The following is a 16,727-nucleotide window of genomic DNA, read 5'->3' on the forward strand; positions in this document are numbered from 1 at the left end:
CGCCGTCCCGACACCCGGCGGGGCGGCGCTTCGCTATGCTGCCTGGCGTGTCCACCTTCCTCGAACGTCGCCAGATCCCGCTGTATCTCCTGGCCCTGGCCCTCGGCGCCGGCATCGGACTGGCCGCCCCCGCCGCAGCCCCCGCGTTCGAGGTGAGTGTCACCCCGGTGCTCATGGCACTGCTCTACGCCACCTTCCTGGGCATCCCGCTGCGCGCCACGCGTATCGACGCCCCCTTCCTCACCGCCGTCCTCACCCTCAACTTCGTGGTGGTCCCGGTGCTGGCCTACGGCCTGTCCCGGTTCGTCGCCGATGACGGGGTCCTTGTCTTCGGTGTCCTCCTGGTCCTGCTCGCCCCGTGCATCGACTACGTCATCGTGTTCACCGGGTTGGCCGGGGGAGCCGCCGACCGGTTGCTGGCGGCCGCGCCCGTGCTCATGGTCGTGCAGATGCTGCTCATCCCCGTCTACCTGGGGGTGTTCCTCGGCCCCGGGGTCGCCGACCTCATCGAGCCGGGGCCGTTTGTCCAGGCCCTGCTGCTGTTCATCGTCGTCCCCCTCGCGGCGGCCGCCGTCACGCAGTGGCTGGGGGCGAGCCGGCTCATGGCGGTCATGGAGTCGCTCATGGTGCCGCTGATGATGGCCACCCTCCTGGTCGTGGTGGCCTCCCAGATCGACGCGGTCCGCGCCGACCTCCCGTCCCTCCTGCGGGTGATCCCCCTCTACATCGCCTTCCTCGTGGTGACGGCCCCGGCCGGCCTGCTGGTCTCCCGGATCCTCCGGCAGGACGTCCCGGGCCGGCGGGCGGTGGTGTTCTCCGGTGCCACGCGCAACTCGCTGGTCGTCCTGCCCCTGGCGCTGACGGTGCCCGGGGCGGCCGTCGTGGTGGTGGCGCAGACGCTCGTCGAACTCATCGGCATGGTGATCTACGTCCGCCTCATCCCGCGGCTGGTTCAGAACCAGTAGACCATCGCGGTCACCTTGAGCTCCGGGCGTGCCTCGACGACCTCGAAGCCGACCTTCTTGTAGAGGTGACGGGCCCGGTCGTTGCCGTCATCGACGGCCAGGGAGAGCCCACGGCGACCCTGCCGGCGGGCGAGGGTCAGGGCGGCGTCGATAAGCGAGCGGCCGAGGCCGTGCCCACCGAAAGCAGACTCCACGGCGATGGCGAGCTCGGGGACGTCCTCGGCGACGAAACCGTACGGGGGACGGCGGTCGGAGCCGGAGCGCAGCCACACGCCGCCGGCGGGCACGCGCTGGTCGCTCACCGCGATGACCCCGCCCTGGTCCTCGCTCCACGCGTCGACGAAGACGCCGAGATCATCGACGAAGCCGGCGCTCGGGGGACGGGTGTCATCGCCCCAGACGTCGGTGAGGTAGAAGAGTCGCTCGAGGTAGGTGCGGTCGGATTCGGTGGCGGGACGGAGGGTGAAGTCGGTCATGGGGGACAGTGTACGGAAGAAGTTTGCGATATATCGTTGACAGGAACGGGATAGAGATATATCGTTAACGGCGTCAGGGTGGTCCCCGGGGGAACCGGACCACCGCACACCTTCCAGAGAGGGGCTCACACCATGAGCTACACCATTCACATCCACGACGACCAGCACGACCACCATGGCAACCGTGGGCACTGTGGCCACTGTGGCCGCCGCAGCCGGGGCCGACGCCGGGACCACCGGCCCGGTCACGGCCACGGTCACGGCCACGGTCGGGGCAGGGGGAGGCCGGGCCGGGCGCGGCGATCTGCGCAACGTCATCCTCCTGCTGCTCGCCGACCAGCCCATGCACGGCTACCAGATCATCACCACCATCAGCGAGGCCACCGGCGAGAACTGGGCACCCAGCCCGGGCGCGATCTACCCGCGGCTGAGCATGCTCGAGGACGAGGGCCTGATCACCATCGCGGTGTCCGACGGCCGCAAACTCGCCTCGCTCACCGACGTCGGCCGCGAGCTGGTCACCGAGCACCGCGCCGACTGGTCCGGGATACTCGACACCTACCGGGACGAGGCCGCCGGCCCGCACCACGAACGTCGCGCCGCCATGCGCCGCCTGCGGGAGACCGTCAAGCGTAGCGACGACGCGCACACCGACCGGGTCGTGGCCATCCTGCGTCGCGCCGAAGAGGAGATTGCCGGGCTCTGACATGACAGAACGGCTCCCGCCGCCCCGTGACCGGGGAGGTGGGAGCCGTCGTCGTTGCGGGGGCTACTTGATCTCGAGCAGCAGCTGACCCTTGGTCACGCCTGCGCCGGCCTCCACGGCCAGGCCCGTGACCACACCCGACTTGTGTGCCTTGACCGGGTTCTCCATCTTCATGGCCTCGAGGACGACGATGACCTCACCCTCGGTCACCTCCGCCCCCTCGGAGACGTTGACCTTGATGACGGTGCCCTGCATCGGCGCGGACACCGCATCACCGGAGGCACCGCCGGCACCACCGGCGGAACGACGCTTCTTCGCCTTCTTCTTCGGGGCCGCACCGCCACCGAGCGCGAGATCACCCGGCAGGGCGATCTCCACCCGACGACCGTCGACCTCGACGACGACCTTGTGGGCCGGGGTGGCCTCGTCCTCGTCCGCCTCAGCGGCGTCCACGTAGGGTTTGATCGGGTTGTCCCACTCCTCCTCGATCCACTTGGTGTAGATGTCGAAGGACTCGCCGTCACCGATGAACGCCGGGTTGGAGACGATGTGGCGGTGGAACGGCAGCACCGTCGGCATGCCCTCGACCACGTACTCGTCGAGCGCGCGCCGGGCGCGGGCCAGCGCCTGGTCACGGTTCTCACCGGTGACGATGAGCTTGGCCAGCATGGAGTCGAACTGGCCGCCGATGACGGAACCGGCACGCACACCCGAGTCGACGCGCACACCCGGGCCGTCCGGCTGCTGGTACACCGCGACGGTGCCCGGGGCCGGCATGAAGTTGGCGCCCGCGTCCTCGCCGTTGATGCGGAACTCGAAGGAGTGGCCGCGAGGGGCCGGATCCTCGGTGAAACGCAGCTGCTCGCCCTCGGCGATCCGGAACTGCTCGAGGACCAGGTCAACGCCCGTGGTCTCCTCAGTGACCGGGTGCTCCACCTGCAGGCGGGTGTTGACCTCCAGGAAGGAGATCAGGCCGTCCGCGCCGACGAGGTACTCCACCGTGCCGGCACCGTAGTATCCGGCCTCGCGGCAGATGGCCTTCGCGGACTCGTGGATCTGGGTGCGCTGCTCATCGGTGAGGAAGGGGGCCGGAGCCTCCTCCACCAGCTTCTGGAAACGACGCTGCAGCGAGCAGTCACGGGTACCCATGACCACGACGTTGCCGTGCTGGTCCGCGAGGACCTGCGCCTCGACGTGGCGGGCCTTGTCCAGGTAACGCTCGACGAAGCACTCGCCGCGACCGAAGGCGGAGACGGCCTCACGGGTGGCGGACTCGAACAACTCCGCCACCTCGCCCATCTCGTAGGCGACCTTCATGCCACGGCCACCGCCACCGAAGGCGGCCTTGATGGCGATGGGCAGACCGTGCTCCTCGGCGAAGGCGACGACCTCGTCCGCACCGGCCACCGGATCCTTCGTGCCCGGTGCCATCGGGGCGTTCGCCCGCTCCGCGATGTGGCGGGCGGTGACCTTGTCACCCAGATCGGAGATCGCCGACGGTGGCGGGCCGATCCAGATGAGACCCGAGTCGATGACGGCTTGCGCGAAGTCGGCGTTCTCGGCGAGGAAGCCGTAGCCGGGGTGGACGGCGTCCGCGCCGGACTTGGCGGCGGCGTCGATGATCTTCTCGATCACGAGGTAGGACTCAGCGGAACTCTGGCCACCGAGAGCGAAGGCCTCATCGGCCAGGGCGACGAACGGGGCGTCCGCGTCGGGCTCCGCATAGACGGCGACACTGGCGATGCCCGCATCCTTGGCGGCCCGGATCACTCGTACGGCGATCTCGCCGCGGTTGGCCACGAGGACCTTCGTGATCTTCTTGGTCTCAACTGCCACTTCGGTGTTCCCTTTCATGTGCTACGAATGTGTGCCGCGCCGGACCGCCACAACTGAGGCGGCTGCGCAACGCATGCAGACTATTCTTGCACACAAAAACGTGAGCATTCCGTCAGGTCTCGGGTTTTGCCTGAATTAATGTGCCAGAGGCGAAGGTTTTCCCAGGTGGGCGGAAGAAATTACTCCCCGCGCTCGATCGGCATCCGGACCATGTTGCCCCATTCGACCCACGAACCGTCGTAATTGCGGGTCTTATCGAACCCCAGCAGATGCTTGAGCACGAACCACGTGTGAGCCGACTGATCGCCGAGATGGCAGTAGATCACCGTCTCCTCCGACGCCTTCAGGGCACCGTAGATCTCGTCGAGCTCGGCGCGGGAACGGAACCGCGAGTTCGCGTGCACCGACTCCGCCCACGGATAGTTCCGGGCCGTGGGGATGTGACCGTTGCGCAGCGCCGGCGCCGTCGCCGGATGCGAGGAATCATCGTTGGTGCCGGCGAACTCCTCCGGCGAACGGACATCGATGATCGTGTCCTTCCCGATCGTGCCGAGCACCTCCTGCACCAGGATCCGGTGCTCCGAGTCATTGCGCTCCACCACCGGGTAATCCGACCGCGGGAAATCCGGGACCATGAAGGAGGTGTCCCTCTCCTCCGCCATCCACGCGTCACGCCCACCGTCGAGCAGGCGGACATCCTCATGGCCGAACAGCTCGAAGACCCACAGGGTGTAGGAGGCCCACCAGTTGGACTGGTCACCGTAGATGACCACCGTGTCATCGCGGTTGATGCCCTTGGACCGCATGAGCTCCGCGAAGGCCTCCCCGTCGATGACGTCACGCGTGACATCGTCGGTCAGGTCATGCCGCCAGTCGATCCGCACCGCGCCGGGCAGATGGCCGATGTCATAGAGCAGGGTGTCCTCGTCGGACTCGACGACGCGAAGTCCGGGAGAACCCAGCCGGGCCGAGAGCCAGGACGCGGAGACCAGACGCTCCGGTCGGGCGTAGTCCTGGAACTGGGGGAGCGGATCAAACGGAGCAGCCACAGCGGGCACTCCTTTCATGTCAGACGGGAGGTTGAGCAGGTTACTGAGACTGTTCCAAGAGTAGTTGCTCCCGCGGGGGCGATCACCCGCAGCCCGGCATTGTGGCGTTAGTAACTACCTTTCCGCTCAGCCGACGTAGGCCACTGCGCTGCACTAAAATCGCAGTTGGACCGTGCTTTTCATGAGCGTGGGACGACGTCGACTATTCCTCATGAAAGGGAACGCCAGATGAACAAGGCAATCGTCGTCTTCGAGGTTGAGGGCGGATCAGACAAGTACATCGACGGCCACCGCCGCGACACCATGCCCATCGTTAACGCCATCAAGGACGCCGGCTGGCACTCCGAGGTCGTCTACTACCGCCCCGAATGGGCCGACGACCTGTTCACCTACGTCTCCGAGAACTTCGGCGGCTACATCTCCCGCGTCAACCCGGGCAACATCCCCGGCGGTGAGAAGGGCTACTTCGACTTGCTCACCCGCCTGTCCGACACCGGCCTCGTCGGCATGTCCACCCCGGCCGAGATGATGGCCTACGGCGCCAAGGATGCCCTGGTCAAGCTCAACGACACCGACCTCGTGCCCGACGACACCGCCGCGTACTACGACGTCGAGAGCTTCCACAGCACCTTCCCCACTTCTTTGTCCTACGGCGAGCGCGTGCTCAAGCAGAACCGCGGCTCCACCGGCTCCGGCATCTGGCGCGTCCAGCTCGAGGACAAGGAACTGGCCGCCTCCGTCGATCCGGGCACCGCCCTGCCGCTGGACACCAAGCTCAAGGCCACCGAGGCCGTGGACAACCACACCGAGGTCCGCGAGCTCGGTGAGTTCATGGACTTCTGTCACCAGTACATCATCGGCGACAACGGCATGCTCGTGGACATGCGCTTCATGCCGCGCATCGTCGAAGGTGAGATCCGCATCCTCCTCGTCGGCCCGCACCCCGTGTTCGTCGTGCACAAGAAGCCGGCCGAGGGCGGCGACAACTTCTCCGCCACCCTGTTCTCCGGCGCGAAGTACACCTACGACAAGCCGGAGGCCTGGCAGGAGCTCGTCGACATGTTCGCCGACGCCCGCCCCGTCATCGCCGAGAAGCTCGGCGGCGACAACATCCCGCTGATCTGGACCGCCGACTTCATGCTCGCCGACGGCGAGGACGGCTCCGACACCTACGTCCTCGGTGAGATCAACTGCTCCTGCGTCGGCTTCACCTCCGAACTGGACATGGGCATCCAGGAGCAGGTGGCCAAGGAAGCCATCGGGCGCGTGGAGGCTGCCCAGGGTTAGTAGCCCCGCATAGCTGAACGACGTTGAGCCGGCATCCCTCACGGGGTGCCGGCTCAACGTCGTTGGCGGAGGTGACCGGTCACCCCACCCGCGGGCCGTACTTCTGTCGGGCCGCCTCCCCGGAGGTGCCGAGAACGGAACCGATGGTGGTCCAGCTCAGCCCGGCGTTCCGGGCGGATCGGACGGCCTTGTCCACGGTCTTCTCCGCGCTGATCTGCTGCAGGACGGCCTGCTGGAGGGTGTGTTCCGCGACGAGATCGACGTCGTCACCGGGTCGGGGGGTGTAGTTTTCGAATCGGCGGGCAAGTTCGTCCGCATGCTCGAAGATGTCCTGGATGCTTCGGGGCATGATGATCGCCTGATGAATGTCGGTCGGGCGGGCATGGCGTGGACGATGACGAGGGACAGATCTCCCCGCACCACGCCAATCTCCAGCAGTGCACCGGATCTGGTTCCGCCGATGTACATGGTGAATTCTTCCTCCAAGGTCCATTGCCGGACCGGGAGGGCGAACCGGACCCCGGGTCCTATCGCGTGGCAGCAACTCCCTGAAATCCAGGATCCACCCGAATTCATGCCATCCGAAAGGCCACAGGTGGCGCTTTCCATGCCAGTTTCACCGAAAAATCGGCGATTCCGGGTCTCTTCTGGCACGCAAAGCGCCACCAAGCGACACCGAGGAACGACATGACCTACCCCAGCAGTCGCTCGACGGACTCCGGGTCGGCGTCGGAGAGCATCTGGCGGCAGCGGTCGTATTCGGCGTCCTCGCCGATGAGGGCGGCGGCGCGGGCGAGGGCGGCGATGGCGCGCAGGACGGGCTGGTTGGCCTCGTGGCTCCAGGGGATGGGTCCCCAGCCCTTCCACTTGTTGGCACGCAGGCGGTCGAGGGAGCGGTGGTAGCCGGTGCGGGCGAAGGCGTAGGCGATGAGCTTCTCGTCATCCGAGGACGCCGATTCGAGGGCGGCCTCCGCGCGGGTGGCCCAGACGAGCGGGCTGTCGGGGTGGGCGAAGGCGGTGTCGGCGGCGGCGGGGTCGAGGGTGGCGGCCGGGTCGGCGGGCAGGGTCACCGGCGGCGGGGCGAGCATGTCGTTGAGTTCCATGTCTCCACACCCTAGCTGTACTCTGTTAGCGGATCATTCGGCTGGAAAGAGGACCTGGGTGCGCGCCGCGGCGACGGAAGTGACGATGACGGGGGCGACCCCCATTCCGAGAAGCGTCTCCTACCGCTATGACCTGGATGGTCTGCGGGGTATCGCGATCGCGTTCGTCGTCCTCTTCCACGTCTTCGTCGGCCGGGTGTCCGGTGGCGTGGACGTGTTCCTGATGCTGTCGGGTTATTTCTTCCTGGGTTCGCAGCTGCGGTACGCGGCGCGGGACAATGCGGCGCCGAGTCCGTGGTGGCCGATCTGGCGCACGATCAGGCGCCTGTTGCCGGCCCTGGTTCTGGTGTTGGGGTCGACGGCCCTGGCCATCCGGCTGCTCACGCCGGAGTTGCAGCGGATGGATCTGGCGTGGCAGTTCGTGGCCAGCCTGGGGTATTTCCAGAACTGGGAGCTGGCGGCGCAGTCGGCGGCCTATGACACGGCGTCGGCGTTGGTCAGTCCGTTGCAGCATCTGTGGTCGATGGCGGTGCAGGGACAGTTCTATCTCCTGGCCATTGCGCTGGCCATGCTGATCATCTGGGCGCGTCGGGCGGGGGTGGATCTGCGGCGGGCGGTGACGCCGTTCCTCGTGCTGGCCACGGTCGCGTCCTTCGGTTACGCGTTGTGGCTGCAGCAGATCGATCAGCCGCTCAACTACTACTCCACGTGGTCGCGGATGTGGCAGCTCACGCTCGGTGGGTTGCTGGCCCTGCACGGTGGGAAGCTGCAGTTGCCGCCGTGGCTGCGGGTGACGGCGACGTGGGTGGGCCTGGCGATGGTGCTGTCCACGGGTTTCCTCTTCGACGGTGCGCTGCAGTTCCCGGGTGTGGCGGCGTTGTACCCGATTGGTGGTGCGGTGCTGGTCATTCTCGGTGGCGGGCACAGTCGACTGTCGGTGGTGTTGTCGAGCGGGTTCATGCGCTGGCTGGGGGACATCGCCTATCCGTTGTATCTGTGGCACTGGCCGTTGCTCATCATCACCACGGCGTACCTGAGTCAGCAGACTCCGACCGTGCTCGTCGGGGTCGGGGTGGTGGCGGTGTCGCTGGTGCTGGCGGATCTGACGCACCGCCTGGTGGAGCGTCCGCTGCGGCAGCAGGCGAAGCGGCCGCTGGCGGGGGAGAACCGGCTCGCGGAGGCGAAGGCCGGGTTGGCGGATCACGTGGCCCCGCGCGTGCGGGCGGTGGGTGCGGTGCTGGTGGCGGCGGTCGTCGCGACGCTGCTGGCGGTGCCGGCGATCTGGCAGGCCCGCATCGACGACCTCGGCGACGAGCTTCTCGACGCCCGCCTGTACCCCGGCGCCCGCGCCCTGCTCGGCGAGCGTGTCCCCGTCGTCGCCGACTACCAGCCCGATGCCTCCGTCCTGCCGGAGTTGTACCCGCCGGCGTGGGCGAACGGCTGCATGTCGGTGTTCGGGGATGACCCCTCGGTCCTGCCGGTCGACGAGGTCGGGGAGGGCTGCATCTTCGGCGACCCGGCGGCCGAGACCGAGGTCTACCTCATCGGCGGTTCCCATGCGGAGCAGTGGATGACGCCGCTGGACATCCTCGGGCAGGAGCACGGTTTCCGGATCGTCCCGCTGGTGCGCCAGTCCTGCCCGGCGTTCGCGGAGGAGCGCGACGGGGTGTTCTCCGAGGAGTGCCAGGAGTTCAACGAGCAGGTCATGGAGCGTCTCGACGAGGTCCGTCCCGACCTGGTCATCTCCAACTCGACGCGCCCCATGCTCGAACTCGACCGCTTCATCGACGAGGTGCCGCGCAGCTACCCCACGCTGTGGGACTTCCTCGAGGAGCGCAGCATCCCCTTCGTCGGCCTGCGTGACAACCCGTGGTTCCTCGAGTCGGACGGCTCCGGCTTCATGGTGTCGTGGTGTGTCGCGGAGACCGGGGACAACGAGGGCTGCGGGATGCTGCGGGAGCACGCGTATGCGCCGGTGGATCCCTCGGCACGCAGCCTCAACTCACGCCCCGACATGAAGGCCGTGGACACCGCGGACTGGTTCTGCCCCGGTGACATCTGCCCCGGGGTGATCGGCAACCTGTACGTCTACCGGGACGGCAACCACTTCTCCAACGCCTACGGCGAGACGCTCGCGCCGCTGCTGTGGCGGGAGATCCGCGAGTTCGTGTGACTTCGTTCAGCGCCAGAAGGTGCTGACGTCGAGCCCGAAGTCGTAGAGCGCCCGCCGCACGAGCGGCAGTGACAGGCCGATGACCGACGACGGATCCCCCTCGATCCGGTCGATGAACCAGCCGCCGAGGGCCTCCAGGGTGAATGCCCCGGCACAGGCCAGCGGCTCACCGGAGGCTGCGTAGGCGGCGATGTCCGCCTCGGAGGCGGCGGCGAAGGTGACGGTGGTCCGGGCGGTCTCGACGACGCGGCGGTCGCCGTGGATGATGCAGTGGCCGGTGAGCAGTTCGGCGGTTTTTCCGGCCTGGGCCCGCCAGCGCTCCACGGTGCGCTCGGGCGTGTGGGGTTTGCCCTGCAGGACGCCGTCGAGCAGGAGCATGGAGTCCCCGCCGATGACCACGTCACCGGGGTGACGGGGCGCGACGGCGTCGGCCTTCGCCTCGGCGAGGGCGGCGACGACGTGGGCGGGAGGGGCGTCGACAAGCGAGGCCTGGATGGCGTCCTCGTCAACGTCCGCGGGATCGATGACCGGATCCACCCCGGCGGAGGTGAGGATCATCCGCCGCGACGGGGACGCGGACGCGAGGACGAGCCGCATGTCAGTAGAAGGAGACGTTGCGGAACGCGCTCGGGTTGTACAGCGTGGTGCGCTGCAGGCGCTCCTCCGGGCGACCCCACAGGTTGCGCTCGGTGGACTCCTCGGCGGGGCGCTGCTTGGCCAGGGTGGTGAGCACGGCGGTCAGCGCGGCCAGCTCGGTGGCGTCCGGGTTGCCCTTGAGCACGCGGAACAGGGGACGTTCGGTGGTGGTCACGATGCGTTCTCCTTAGAGGGGGATGTTTCCGTGCTTCTTCGCCGGGGTCATGATGACCTTCCGGTCCAGCAGGCGCAGGCCCTCGGTGATCCGCTGGCGGGTGGTCGACGGCTCGATGACCGCGTCGACCAGACTGCGCTCCGCGGCGAGGTAGGGGTTGAGGTACTTCTCGGCGTAGGCGTCCTCGTCGATGGGGAGCTTGTCCGCACCCGCCGGGGCGTCCGCCACCGCGATCTGGGCGGTGGGCCACGCGAACACGAGGTCCGCGCCGAGGTCCTTCGACCCCATGAGGACGTAGGCGGCGCCGATCGCCTTCCGGGTGATGACGGTGATCTTGCCCACCGAGGCCTCCGCGTAGGCGTAGGCCAGCTTCGCCCCGCGACGCAGCACCCCGCCGTGCTCCTGGTCCTTGCCGGGCAGGAAGCCGGGGGAGTCGACGAACTCGACGACCGGGATGTTGAAGCCGTCGCAGGTGCGGATGAACCGGGCGGCCTTCTCGGCGGCCGCGGAGTCCAGGCAGCCGGCGACCTCGGTCGGCTGGTTGGCCACGACGCCGACCGAACGGCCCTCCACCCGGGCGAAACCGGTGACGATGTTGCCCGCGTAGGTCGGCTGCAGCTCGCAGAACTCGCCGTTGTCCACGACCCGGCGGATGATCTCGCGCACGTCGTAGGGCTGGGCGCCGGAGTCGGGGATCAGCGTGTCGAGCTCGGCGTCGGCGGCACTGTTCGGCTCGGTGCGGTCGGTGCGCGGGGCCTCGGCGCGGTTGTTCGCCGGCAGGTAGCCCACGAGCTCCTTGACCAGGTCGAGTGCCGCGGTGTCGGAGGCGGCGGTCGCGTGTGCGGTGCCGGAGGTGGTGGCGTGGATGTCGGCGCCACCGAGGTCGGCCGGGGTGGCGGCGGTGCCGGTGACCTTCTCCACCACGTCCGTCGCGGCCAGGTGCAGGCTCGCCTGCCCGTCGACCATGACGAGGATGTCCGCGAACACCGGGGCCAGGGCGTGCACCCCCTCGGTGTGACCGGTGACCACGGCGATCTGCGGGATCAGGCCGGAGGCGGTGGTCGCCCGGGAGAGGATGCGCGAGTACATGGCCAGGGTGACGATGCCCTCCGCCACCCGCGGGCCGGCACCCTCGTGGATGCTGATGACGGGCACGCCGGTCTTGATGGCCAGGTCGTAGATCTTGATGATCTTCTCGCCGTAGACCTCGCCGAGCTCACCGTCGAAGACGGTGGAGTCCTGGGAGAACACGCACACCTTCCGGCCGTCGACGGTGCCGTAACCGGTGACCACGCCGTCGGTGAGCGGCCGGTCGGTCTCCCGGCCGAACTCGGAGGAACGGTGACGCGCCAGGGCGTCGGTCTCCACGAAGGAGTCCTTGTCCAGCAGGTGCAGGACGCGTTCACGGGCGGTCTGGTTACCGGAGGCGTGGGTGGCCTCGACGGCGTCGGTGCCCACCGGGGCCTCCGCCTCCGCCAGGCGGGCGCGCAGGTCGGCGAGCCTTCCGGCGGTGGTGGTGAGATCAGGGGAGGTGGTCGTCATGGTCCTCTAGTCTAGGTCGTCGGCGGGGGCAGACGAAAAGGACTCCCCAGCGACTCCCGGGAAGCCCGGGTGTGGGGAGTCCTGCCGGTCGGCCTACAGCGGGATGTTGCCGTGCTTGCGGGCCGGGCGGGAGACGTTCTTGTCCTTGTACAGGCGCAGATTGCGGGCGATCATGCCGCGGGTCTCGCTCGGGAGGATGACCGCGTCGATGAGGCCGCGCTCGGCTGCCTTGTACGGGTTGAGCATGTGGTCCTCGTACTCGCGCTCGAAGGACTTGGCCAGCTCGGCGACGTCGAGGCCCTTTTCCGCGGCGGCCTTGAGCTCCTTGCGGTAGATGAATCCGACGGCGCCGGCGGCACCCATGACGGCGATCTGGGCGGTCGGCCACGCGAGGTTGACGTCCGCGCCCAGGCCCTTGGAACCCATGACGCAGTACGCGCCGCCGTAGGCCTTGCGCATGGTGACGGTGATCTTCGGGACGGTGGCCTCGCCGTAGGCGTAGAGCAGCTTCGCGCCGCGACGGAGGATGCCGCCGTACTCCTGGCCGGCACCCGGGAGGAAGCCGGGGACGTCGACGAGCATGACGATGGGGATGTTGAAGGCGTCGCAGGTGCGGATGAAGCGGGCGGCCTTCTCGGAGGAGTCGATGTCCAGGCAACCGGCGTAGACGGACGGCTGGTTGGCCACGAAGCCGACGGACTGGCCCTCGACGCGGCCGAAGGCGATGACGACGTTCTCGGCGCGCTCGGCCTGGATCTCCAGGTACTCGCCGTCGTCGGTGAGGCACTCGATGACCTCGCGGACGTCATACGGCTGGGTGGGGGAGTCCGGGATCATGCCGTCGAGCTTGAGGTCGTCGGCGGTGATGTTGTCGCCCACGGCACCCTCGTCGGCGGTGAAGGGCTCGTAGGGGGCGACGGTGCGGTTGTTCGACGGCAGGAAGCTGACCAGGTCGGAGACCCAGTCGAGGGCCTCCTCGTCGGACTGGGCGGTGAAGTGGGAGTTGCCGGCGGTGGCCATGTGGGTCTGTGCGCCGCCGAGCTCCTCCTGGGTGATCTCCTCGCCGGTGACGGTCTTGATCACGTCGGGGCCGGTGACGAACATCTTGGAGGTCTTGTCCACCATGACCACGAAGTCGGTGAGGGCGGGGGAGTAGGCGTTGCCGCCGGCGGAGGCGCCCATGATCACGGAGATCTGCGGGACGACGCCGGAGGCGTGGATGTTCTGGTAGAAGGTGCGGGCGATCTGGTCGAGGGAGACCGCGCCGTCCTGGATGCGGGCACCGGCGCCCTCGTACAGGCCGATGAGCGGGCGGCCGGTGGTGACGGCGAGATCCATGATCTTGATCATCTTCTCGCCGTACACCTCACCGAGTGCACCGCCGAAGACGGTGCCGTCCTGGGAGAAGATGCAGACCTCGCGGCCGTCGATGGTGCCCCAGCCGGTGACGATGCCGTCGGTGGTGGGGTGCTTCTTGCCCATGCCGAAGTCGGTGGTGCGGTGCTTGGCCAGCATGTCGGTCTCGACGAAGGAGCCCTCGTCGAGGAGGTAGTCCAGACGCTCGCGGGCCGTCAGCCGGTTCTGCGAGTGCACCCGCTCCACGGCCTTCTCGCCCATGGGGTAGGTGGCCTCGGCGCGACGACGCTTCAGATCGGCGATCTTGCCGGCGGTGGTGGTGACGTCGGAGAGATCGGACAGGTCCGTCAAAGGTGAGGAAATGGTCATGTTTGGGAATAGTAGACCCTCGGCTCCGTAGTTTCCACAACGAAACCTACGTGATGAACGTCACATGGCCTGTCCATGCAGGTGGTGGCCGTTTTGTGCGCAAAGGATCGGCGTGTCTGCTGTGGCAGATGTGGCGTATCGACGTCCCGGGGCATGCCGTAGCGCACCGCACCGCAGTGCGGCGGGCGGCGGGGCGTCGCGAAGCGTGCCGGCTCATATTGACGAGCATCGATATCGGGCGTAGCTTCAGCGCCATGAGCTTCCTCGACCGCGGTCTGCCCCTGTGGATCATCCTGGCGATGGCCACCGGCCTGCTCATCGGCCGCACCGTCCCCGGCATCGACGACGCACTCGGTGCCCTCGAGGTCGGCGGCATCTCCCTGCCCATCGCCCTCGGCCTGCTCGTGATGATGTACCCGCCGCTGGCCAAGGTGCGCTACGACAAAGCCGGTGAGATCGCCGCCGACCGCCGCCTCATGGGTGTCTCCCTGTTCCTCAACTGGATCCTCGGTCCGGCGCTCATGTTCACCCTCGCCTGGATCTTCCTGCCCGACCAGCCCGAACTGCGCACCGGCCTCATCATCGTCGGCCTGGCCCGCTGTATCGCCATGGTGCTCGTCTGGTCGGACCTGTCCTGCGGCGACCGCGAAGCAACCGCCGTCCTCGTGGCCGTCAACTCCGTGTTCCAGGTCCTCATGTTCGGTGTGCTCGGCTGGTTCTACCTCCAGGTCCTGCCGTCCTGGCTGGGCCTGGCGACCACCTCCGCCGAGTTCTCCTTCTGGTCCATCGTCACCTCGGTGCTGGTATTCCTGGGCATCCCGCTGCTCGCCGGCGTGGCCTCCCGCATCATCGGCGAACGCACCCGCGGCCGGGCCTGGTACGAGAACGTCTACCTGCCCGCCGTCTCCCCGCTCGCGCTCGTCGGCCTGCTGTACACGATCGTGCTGCTGTTCTCCCTCCAGGGCGAGCAGATCACCACCCAGCCGTGGACCGTCGCCCGCCTGGCCGTGCCCCTGCTGATCTACTTCGTGGGCATGTTCTTCCTCGCGCTGGCGATCTCCCGGCTCTCGGGCATGGGCTACGCCCAGTCCGCGTCGGTGTCCTTCACTGCCGCCGGCAACAACTTCGAGCTGGCCATCGCGGTGGCCATCGGCACCTTCGGCGCCACCTCCGCCCAGGCACTCGCCGGCACCATCGGTCCGCTCATCGAGATCCCCGTGCTCGTCGCCCTCGTCTACGCCATGCTGTGGTTGGGCCCCCGCCTCTTCCCGAACGACCCCACTCTGCCCCGTCAGGAGCCCTCATGACCGTTCCTTCCGTTCTCTTCGTGTGCGTCGGCAACGGCGGCAAGTCCCAGATGGCCGCCGCCCTGGCCACGACACACGCCGGCGACCGCCTGGTCGTCCACTCCGCCGGCACGAAGCCCGGCACATCGCTGAACTCCACGTCGGTCGAGGCGATCGCCGAGGTCGGCGCCGACATGTCCGCCGGCCGCCCCAAGGCCGTCGACCCCGAGCTGCTGCGCACCGTCGACCGCGTGATCATCCTCGGCGCCGACGCCCAGCTCGACCTGCCCGCCGACGCCACCGGCACCCTCGAACGCTGGGTGACCGACGAGCCCTCCGAACGCGGCATCGAGGGCATGGAGCGCATGCGCCTGGTCCGCGACGACATCGACACCCGCGTCCGCCACCTCATCCAGGAGCTAGACTCACCCGCGTGATCTCCCTCCCGCAGTACGCCCGCATCGACCGCGTCGCCTCCACCGGCTCCACCAATGCGGACCTGCTTGCCGACGCCGCCGCCCCCGCCTGGACCGCACTCATCGCCGCGCAGCAGACCGCCGGCCGCGGCCGCCTCGGCCGACCCTGGGCCTCACCCGCCGGCACCCAGGTCATCCTCTCCGTCCTGCTGCGCCCCACCGTCGCCGACCTCGACCACGTGGGCACCATCCCCCTGGCCACCGGCCTCGCCGTCCTCGACGCCGTCCGCTCCGTCGCCGGCGACGGCACCGAACTCAAATGGCCCAACGACGTCCTCTTCCGCGGCAAGAAACTGTGCGGCATCCTCGCCGAGGCCGCCGGCCTGCCCGAGGACCCCCGCATTGTCGTCGGCCTCGGCCTCAACGTCTCGCTCACCCGCGAGCAGCTGCCCGTCGAGCACGCCACCTCCCTGGCCCTCGAGGGTGTCGACGTCACCGTCGACGACCTCACCGTCCGCGTCCTCGAGGCCCTGCACCGCCGCCTGACCCAGTGGGCCACCGGCGACCGCAGCCTCATGGCGGACTACCGGCGCGCATGCATCACCATCGGCAAGTCCGTGCGTGTCGAGGCCGCAACCGGAGACCTCCACGGCACCGTCGAGGGCGTGGCCACCGACGGCCGCCTCGACCTAGTCGACACCGACGGCCGCCGCCACCTCATCGCCGCCGGCGACGTCACCCATCTCCGCCGCACCGACACCACCTACTAGGATTCCGGGGCATGGGACTGTTCCGGCCGGGTAGAGGAGAAGTGGTGCGCGCCGACCTCACCGCGCCGCTGCACACCCTCACCTTCCCCGTCCTCGAACTGATCCTCATCACCGGCCTGTGCTGGATGGGCATCGGCTGGCTCGACCAGCCCGGCCAGGTCATCGACATCCAGCTGCGCAATGGCGTTGTCCTCCTCTGGGCACTGCTCGTCCTCTGGCGTTTCGTCCTCCCGCTGCTGCGGGCCCGCCGCCGACGCTTCATGCTCACCGACCGCCGCATCATCGTCCGCGCCGGAACCTTCACCTCCCGCGTCGACTCCATCCCGCTCCGCGACATCCGCGCCATCCAACGCCGACGCAACGCCATCTCCCTGGCGATCCTCGGCCACGAGCGGCCCCTCTACTTCCCGGACGTGCCCCGGGCCAAGAAGGTCACCGCCATGATCGAGTCCTCCCTGCCGCCGACTCCGGTCCGGTACTGGTGATTCACGGCGTGTCCGGACATGCAGCACGCCTGCGGCGGAATCCGGTCCGGAAGCTTCTTGAAGCGCCTGCATTTCCGAAATGCACACGACGTGACCC

Annotated in this window: 17 protein-coding genes; 8 read left to right on the forward strand and 9 right to left on the reverse strand. The window is 68.2% G+C overall.

The genetic code is table 11. The annotated features are described in order from the left end of the window. Positions 1–35: 35 nt before the first annotated feature. Complete coding sequence (locus QP029_RS06660) at positions 36–965, forward strand: arsenic resistance protein (protein ID WP_284876021.1); 930 nt, start codon at positions 36–38, stop codon at positions 963–965. Here QP029_RS06660 and QP029_RS06665 read toward each other — a convergent pair. Then, positions 953–1,441, reverse strand: a complete 489-nt coding sequence (locus tag QP029_RS06665; protein WP_284876022.1) for a GNAT family N-acetyltransferase — start codon at positions 1,439–1,441, stop codon at positions 953–955. The genes QP029_RS06660 and QP029_RS06665 overlap by 13 nt on opposite strands. 184 nt (positions 1,442–1,625) lie before the next feature. Between QP029_RS06665 and QP029_RS06670 the strand changes: the two genes are divergently transcribed. After that, the gene (locus QP029_RS06670) at positions 1,626–2,147 is read left to right on the forward strand and encodes a PadR family transcriptional regulator (RefSeq protein WP_284876023.1); all 522 of its coding nucleotides are present in this window, start codon (positions 1,626–1,628) and stop codon (positions 2,145–2,147) included. A 63-nt stretch (positions 2,148–2,210) separates the two neighbouring features. Here the strand turns inward: QP029_RS06670 and QP029_RS06675 are convergent, their stop codons facing one another. Beyond that, the gene (locus QP029_RS06675; RefSeq protein WP_284876024.1) at positions 2,211–3,983 is read right to left on the reverse strand and encodes an acetyl/propionyl/methylcrotonyl-CoA carboxylase subunit alpha; all 1,773 of its coding nucleotides are present in this window, start codon (positions 3,981–3,983) and stop codon (positions 2,211–2,213) included. 179 nt (positions 3,984–4,162) lie between these two features. Further along, entirely contained in the window at positions 4,163–5,032 is an 870-nt protein-coding gene (locus QP029_RS06680; protein WP_284876025.1) for a sulfurtransferase, read from the reverse strand. Positions 5,033–5,260: 228 nt separating this feature from the next. On the opposite strand from QP029_RS06680, the gene QP029_RS06685 reads away from it, so the two are divergent. Next, on the forward strand, positions 5,261–6,319 hold the full coding sequence (locus QP029_RS06685) for a Cj0069 family protein (protein ID WP_284876026.1): 1,059 nt from the start codon (positions 5,261–5,263) through the stop codon (positions 6,317–6,319). Between the two features lie 79 nt (positions 6,320–6,398). Here the strand turns inward: QP029_RS06685 and QP029_RS06690 are convergent, their stop codons facing one another. Then, the gene (locus QP029_RS06690) at positions 6,399–6,668 is read right to left on the reverse strand and encodes a hypothetical protein (RefSeq protein ID WP_284876027.1); all 270 of its coding nucleotides are present in this window, start codon (positions 6,666–6,668) and stop codon (positions 6,399–6,401) included. 343 nt (positions 6,669–7,011) lie between these two features. Beyond that, positions 7,012–7,422 (reverse strand): DUF3151 domain-containing protein, encoded by a 411-nt coding sequence (locus QP029_RS06695; RefSeq protein ID WP_284876028.1) that lies wholly within the window; start codon positions 7,420–7,422, stop codon positions 7,012–7,014. Positions 7,423–7,507: 85 nt separating this feature from the next. Here QP029_RS06695 and QP029_RS06700 point away from each other — a divergent pair, with 85 nt between their 5' ends. Beyond that, entirely contained in the window at positions 7,508–9,595 is a 2,088-nt protein-coding gene (locus QP029_RS06700; protein WP_284876029.1) for an acyltransferase family protein, read from the forward strand. Positions 9,596–9,601: 6 nt separating this feature from the next. Here QP029_RS06700 and QP029_RS06705 read toward each other — a convergent pair whose 3' ends face one another. From QP029_RS06705 to QP029_RS06720, 4 genes are all read right to left on the reverse strand, one after another. Continuing rightward, positions 9,602–10,192 (reverse strand): Maf family protein, encoded by a 591-nt coding sequence (locus tag QP029_RS06705; protein ID WP_284876030.1) that lies wholly within the window; start codon positions 10,190–10,192, stop codon positions 9,602–9,604. A 1-nt stretch (position 10,193) separates the two neighbouring features. After that, positions 10,194–10,409 carry an acyl-CoA carboxylase subunit epsilon gene (locus tag QP029_RS06710; RefSeq protein WP_284876175.1) on the reverse strand — a complete coding sequence of 72 codons (216 nt, stop codon included), beginning with the start codon at positions 10,407–10,409 and terminating at the stop codon, positions 10,194–10,196. Between the two features lie 9 nt (positions 10,410–10,418). Continuing rightward, positions 10,419–11,948, reverse strand: coding sequence for an acyl-CoA carboxylase subunit beta (locus QP029_RS06715; RefSeq protein ID WP_284876031.1), 1,530 nt, complete (start codon positions 11,946–11,948; stop codon positions 10,419–10,421). A 93-nt stretch (positions 11,949–12,041) separates the two neighbouring features. Further along, positions 12,042–13,673: an acyl-CoA carboxylase subunit beta gene (locus QP029_RS06720; RefSeq protein WP_284876032.1), complete on the reverse strand. Its 1,632-nt coding sequence runs from the start codon at positions 13,671–13,673 to the stop codon at positions 12,042–12,044. Positions 13,674–13,927: 254 nt separating this feature from the next. On the opposite strand from QP029_RS06720, the gene arsB reads away from it, so the two are divergent. Genes arsB through QP029_RS06740 form a run of 4 tightly spaced genes read left to right on the forward strand, consistent with a single transcriptional unit; the run spans position 13,928 to position 16,630 of the window. Next, positions 13,928–14,980, forward strand: a complete 1,053-nt coding sequence (gene arsB, locus QP029_RS06725; RefSeq protein ID WP_284876033.1) for an ACR3 family arsenite efflux transporter — start codon at positions 13,928–13,930, stop codon at positions 14,978–14,980. After that, positions 14,977–15,396 carry an arsenate-mycothiol transferase ArsC gene (locus QP029_RS06730; protein WP_284876034.1) on the forward strand — a complete coding sequence of 140 codons (420 nt, stop codon included), beginning with the start codon at positions 14,977–14,979 and terminating at the stop codon, positions 15,394–15,396. The genes arsB and QP029_RS06730 overlap by 4 nt, the downstream gene beginning before the upstream one ends. Beyond that, positions 15,393–16,145, forward strand: a complete 753-nt coding sequence (locus QP029_RS06735) for a biotin--[acetyl-CoA-carboxylase] ligase (RefSeq protein ID WP_284876035.1) — start codon at positions 15,393–15,395, stop codon at positions 16,143–16,145. The genes QP029_RS06730 and QP029_RS06735 overlap by 4 nt, the downstream gene beginning before the upstream one ends. Positions 16,146–16,156: 11 nt before the next feature. Beyond that, a complete protein-coding gene (locus tag QP029_RS06740) occupies positions 16,157–16,630 on the forward strand; it encodes a PH domain-containing protein (protein ID WP_284876036.1) in 474 nt (157 codons plus the stop codon). The last annotated feature ends 97 nt before the right edge of the window (positions 16,631–16,727 follow it).

The organism is Corynebacterium suedekumii, assembly GCF_030252185.1.
Lineage (GTDB): Bacteria > Actinomycetota > Actinomycetes > Mycobacteriales > Mycobacteriaceae > Corynebacterium > Corynebacterium suedekumii.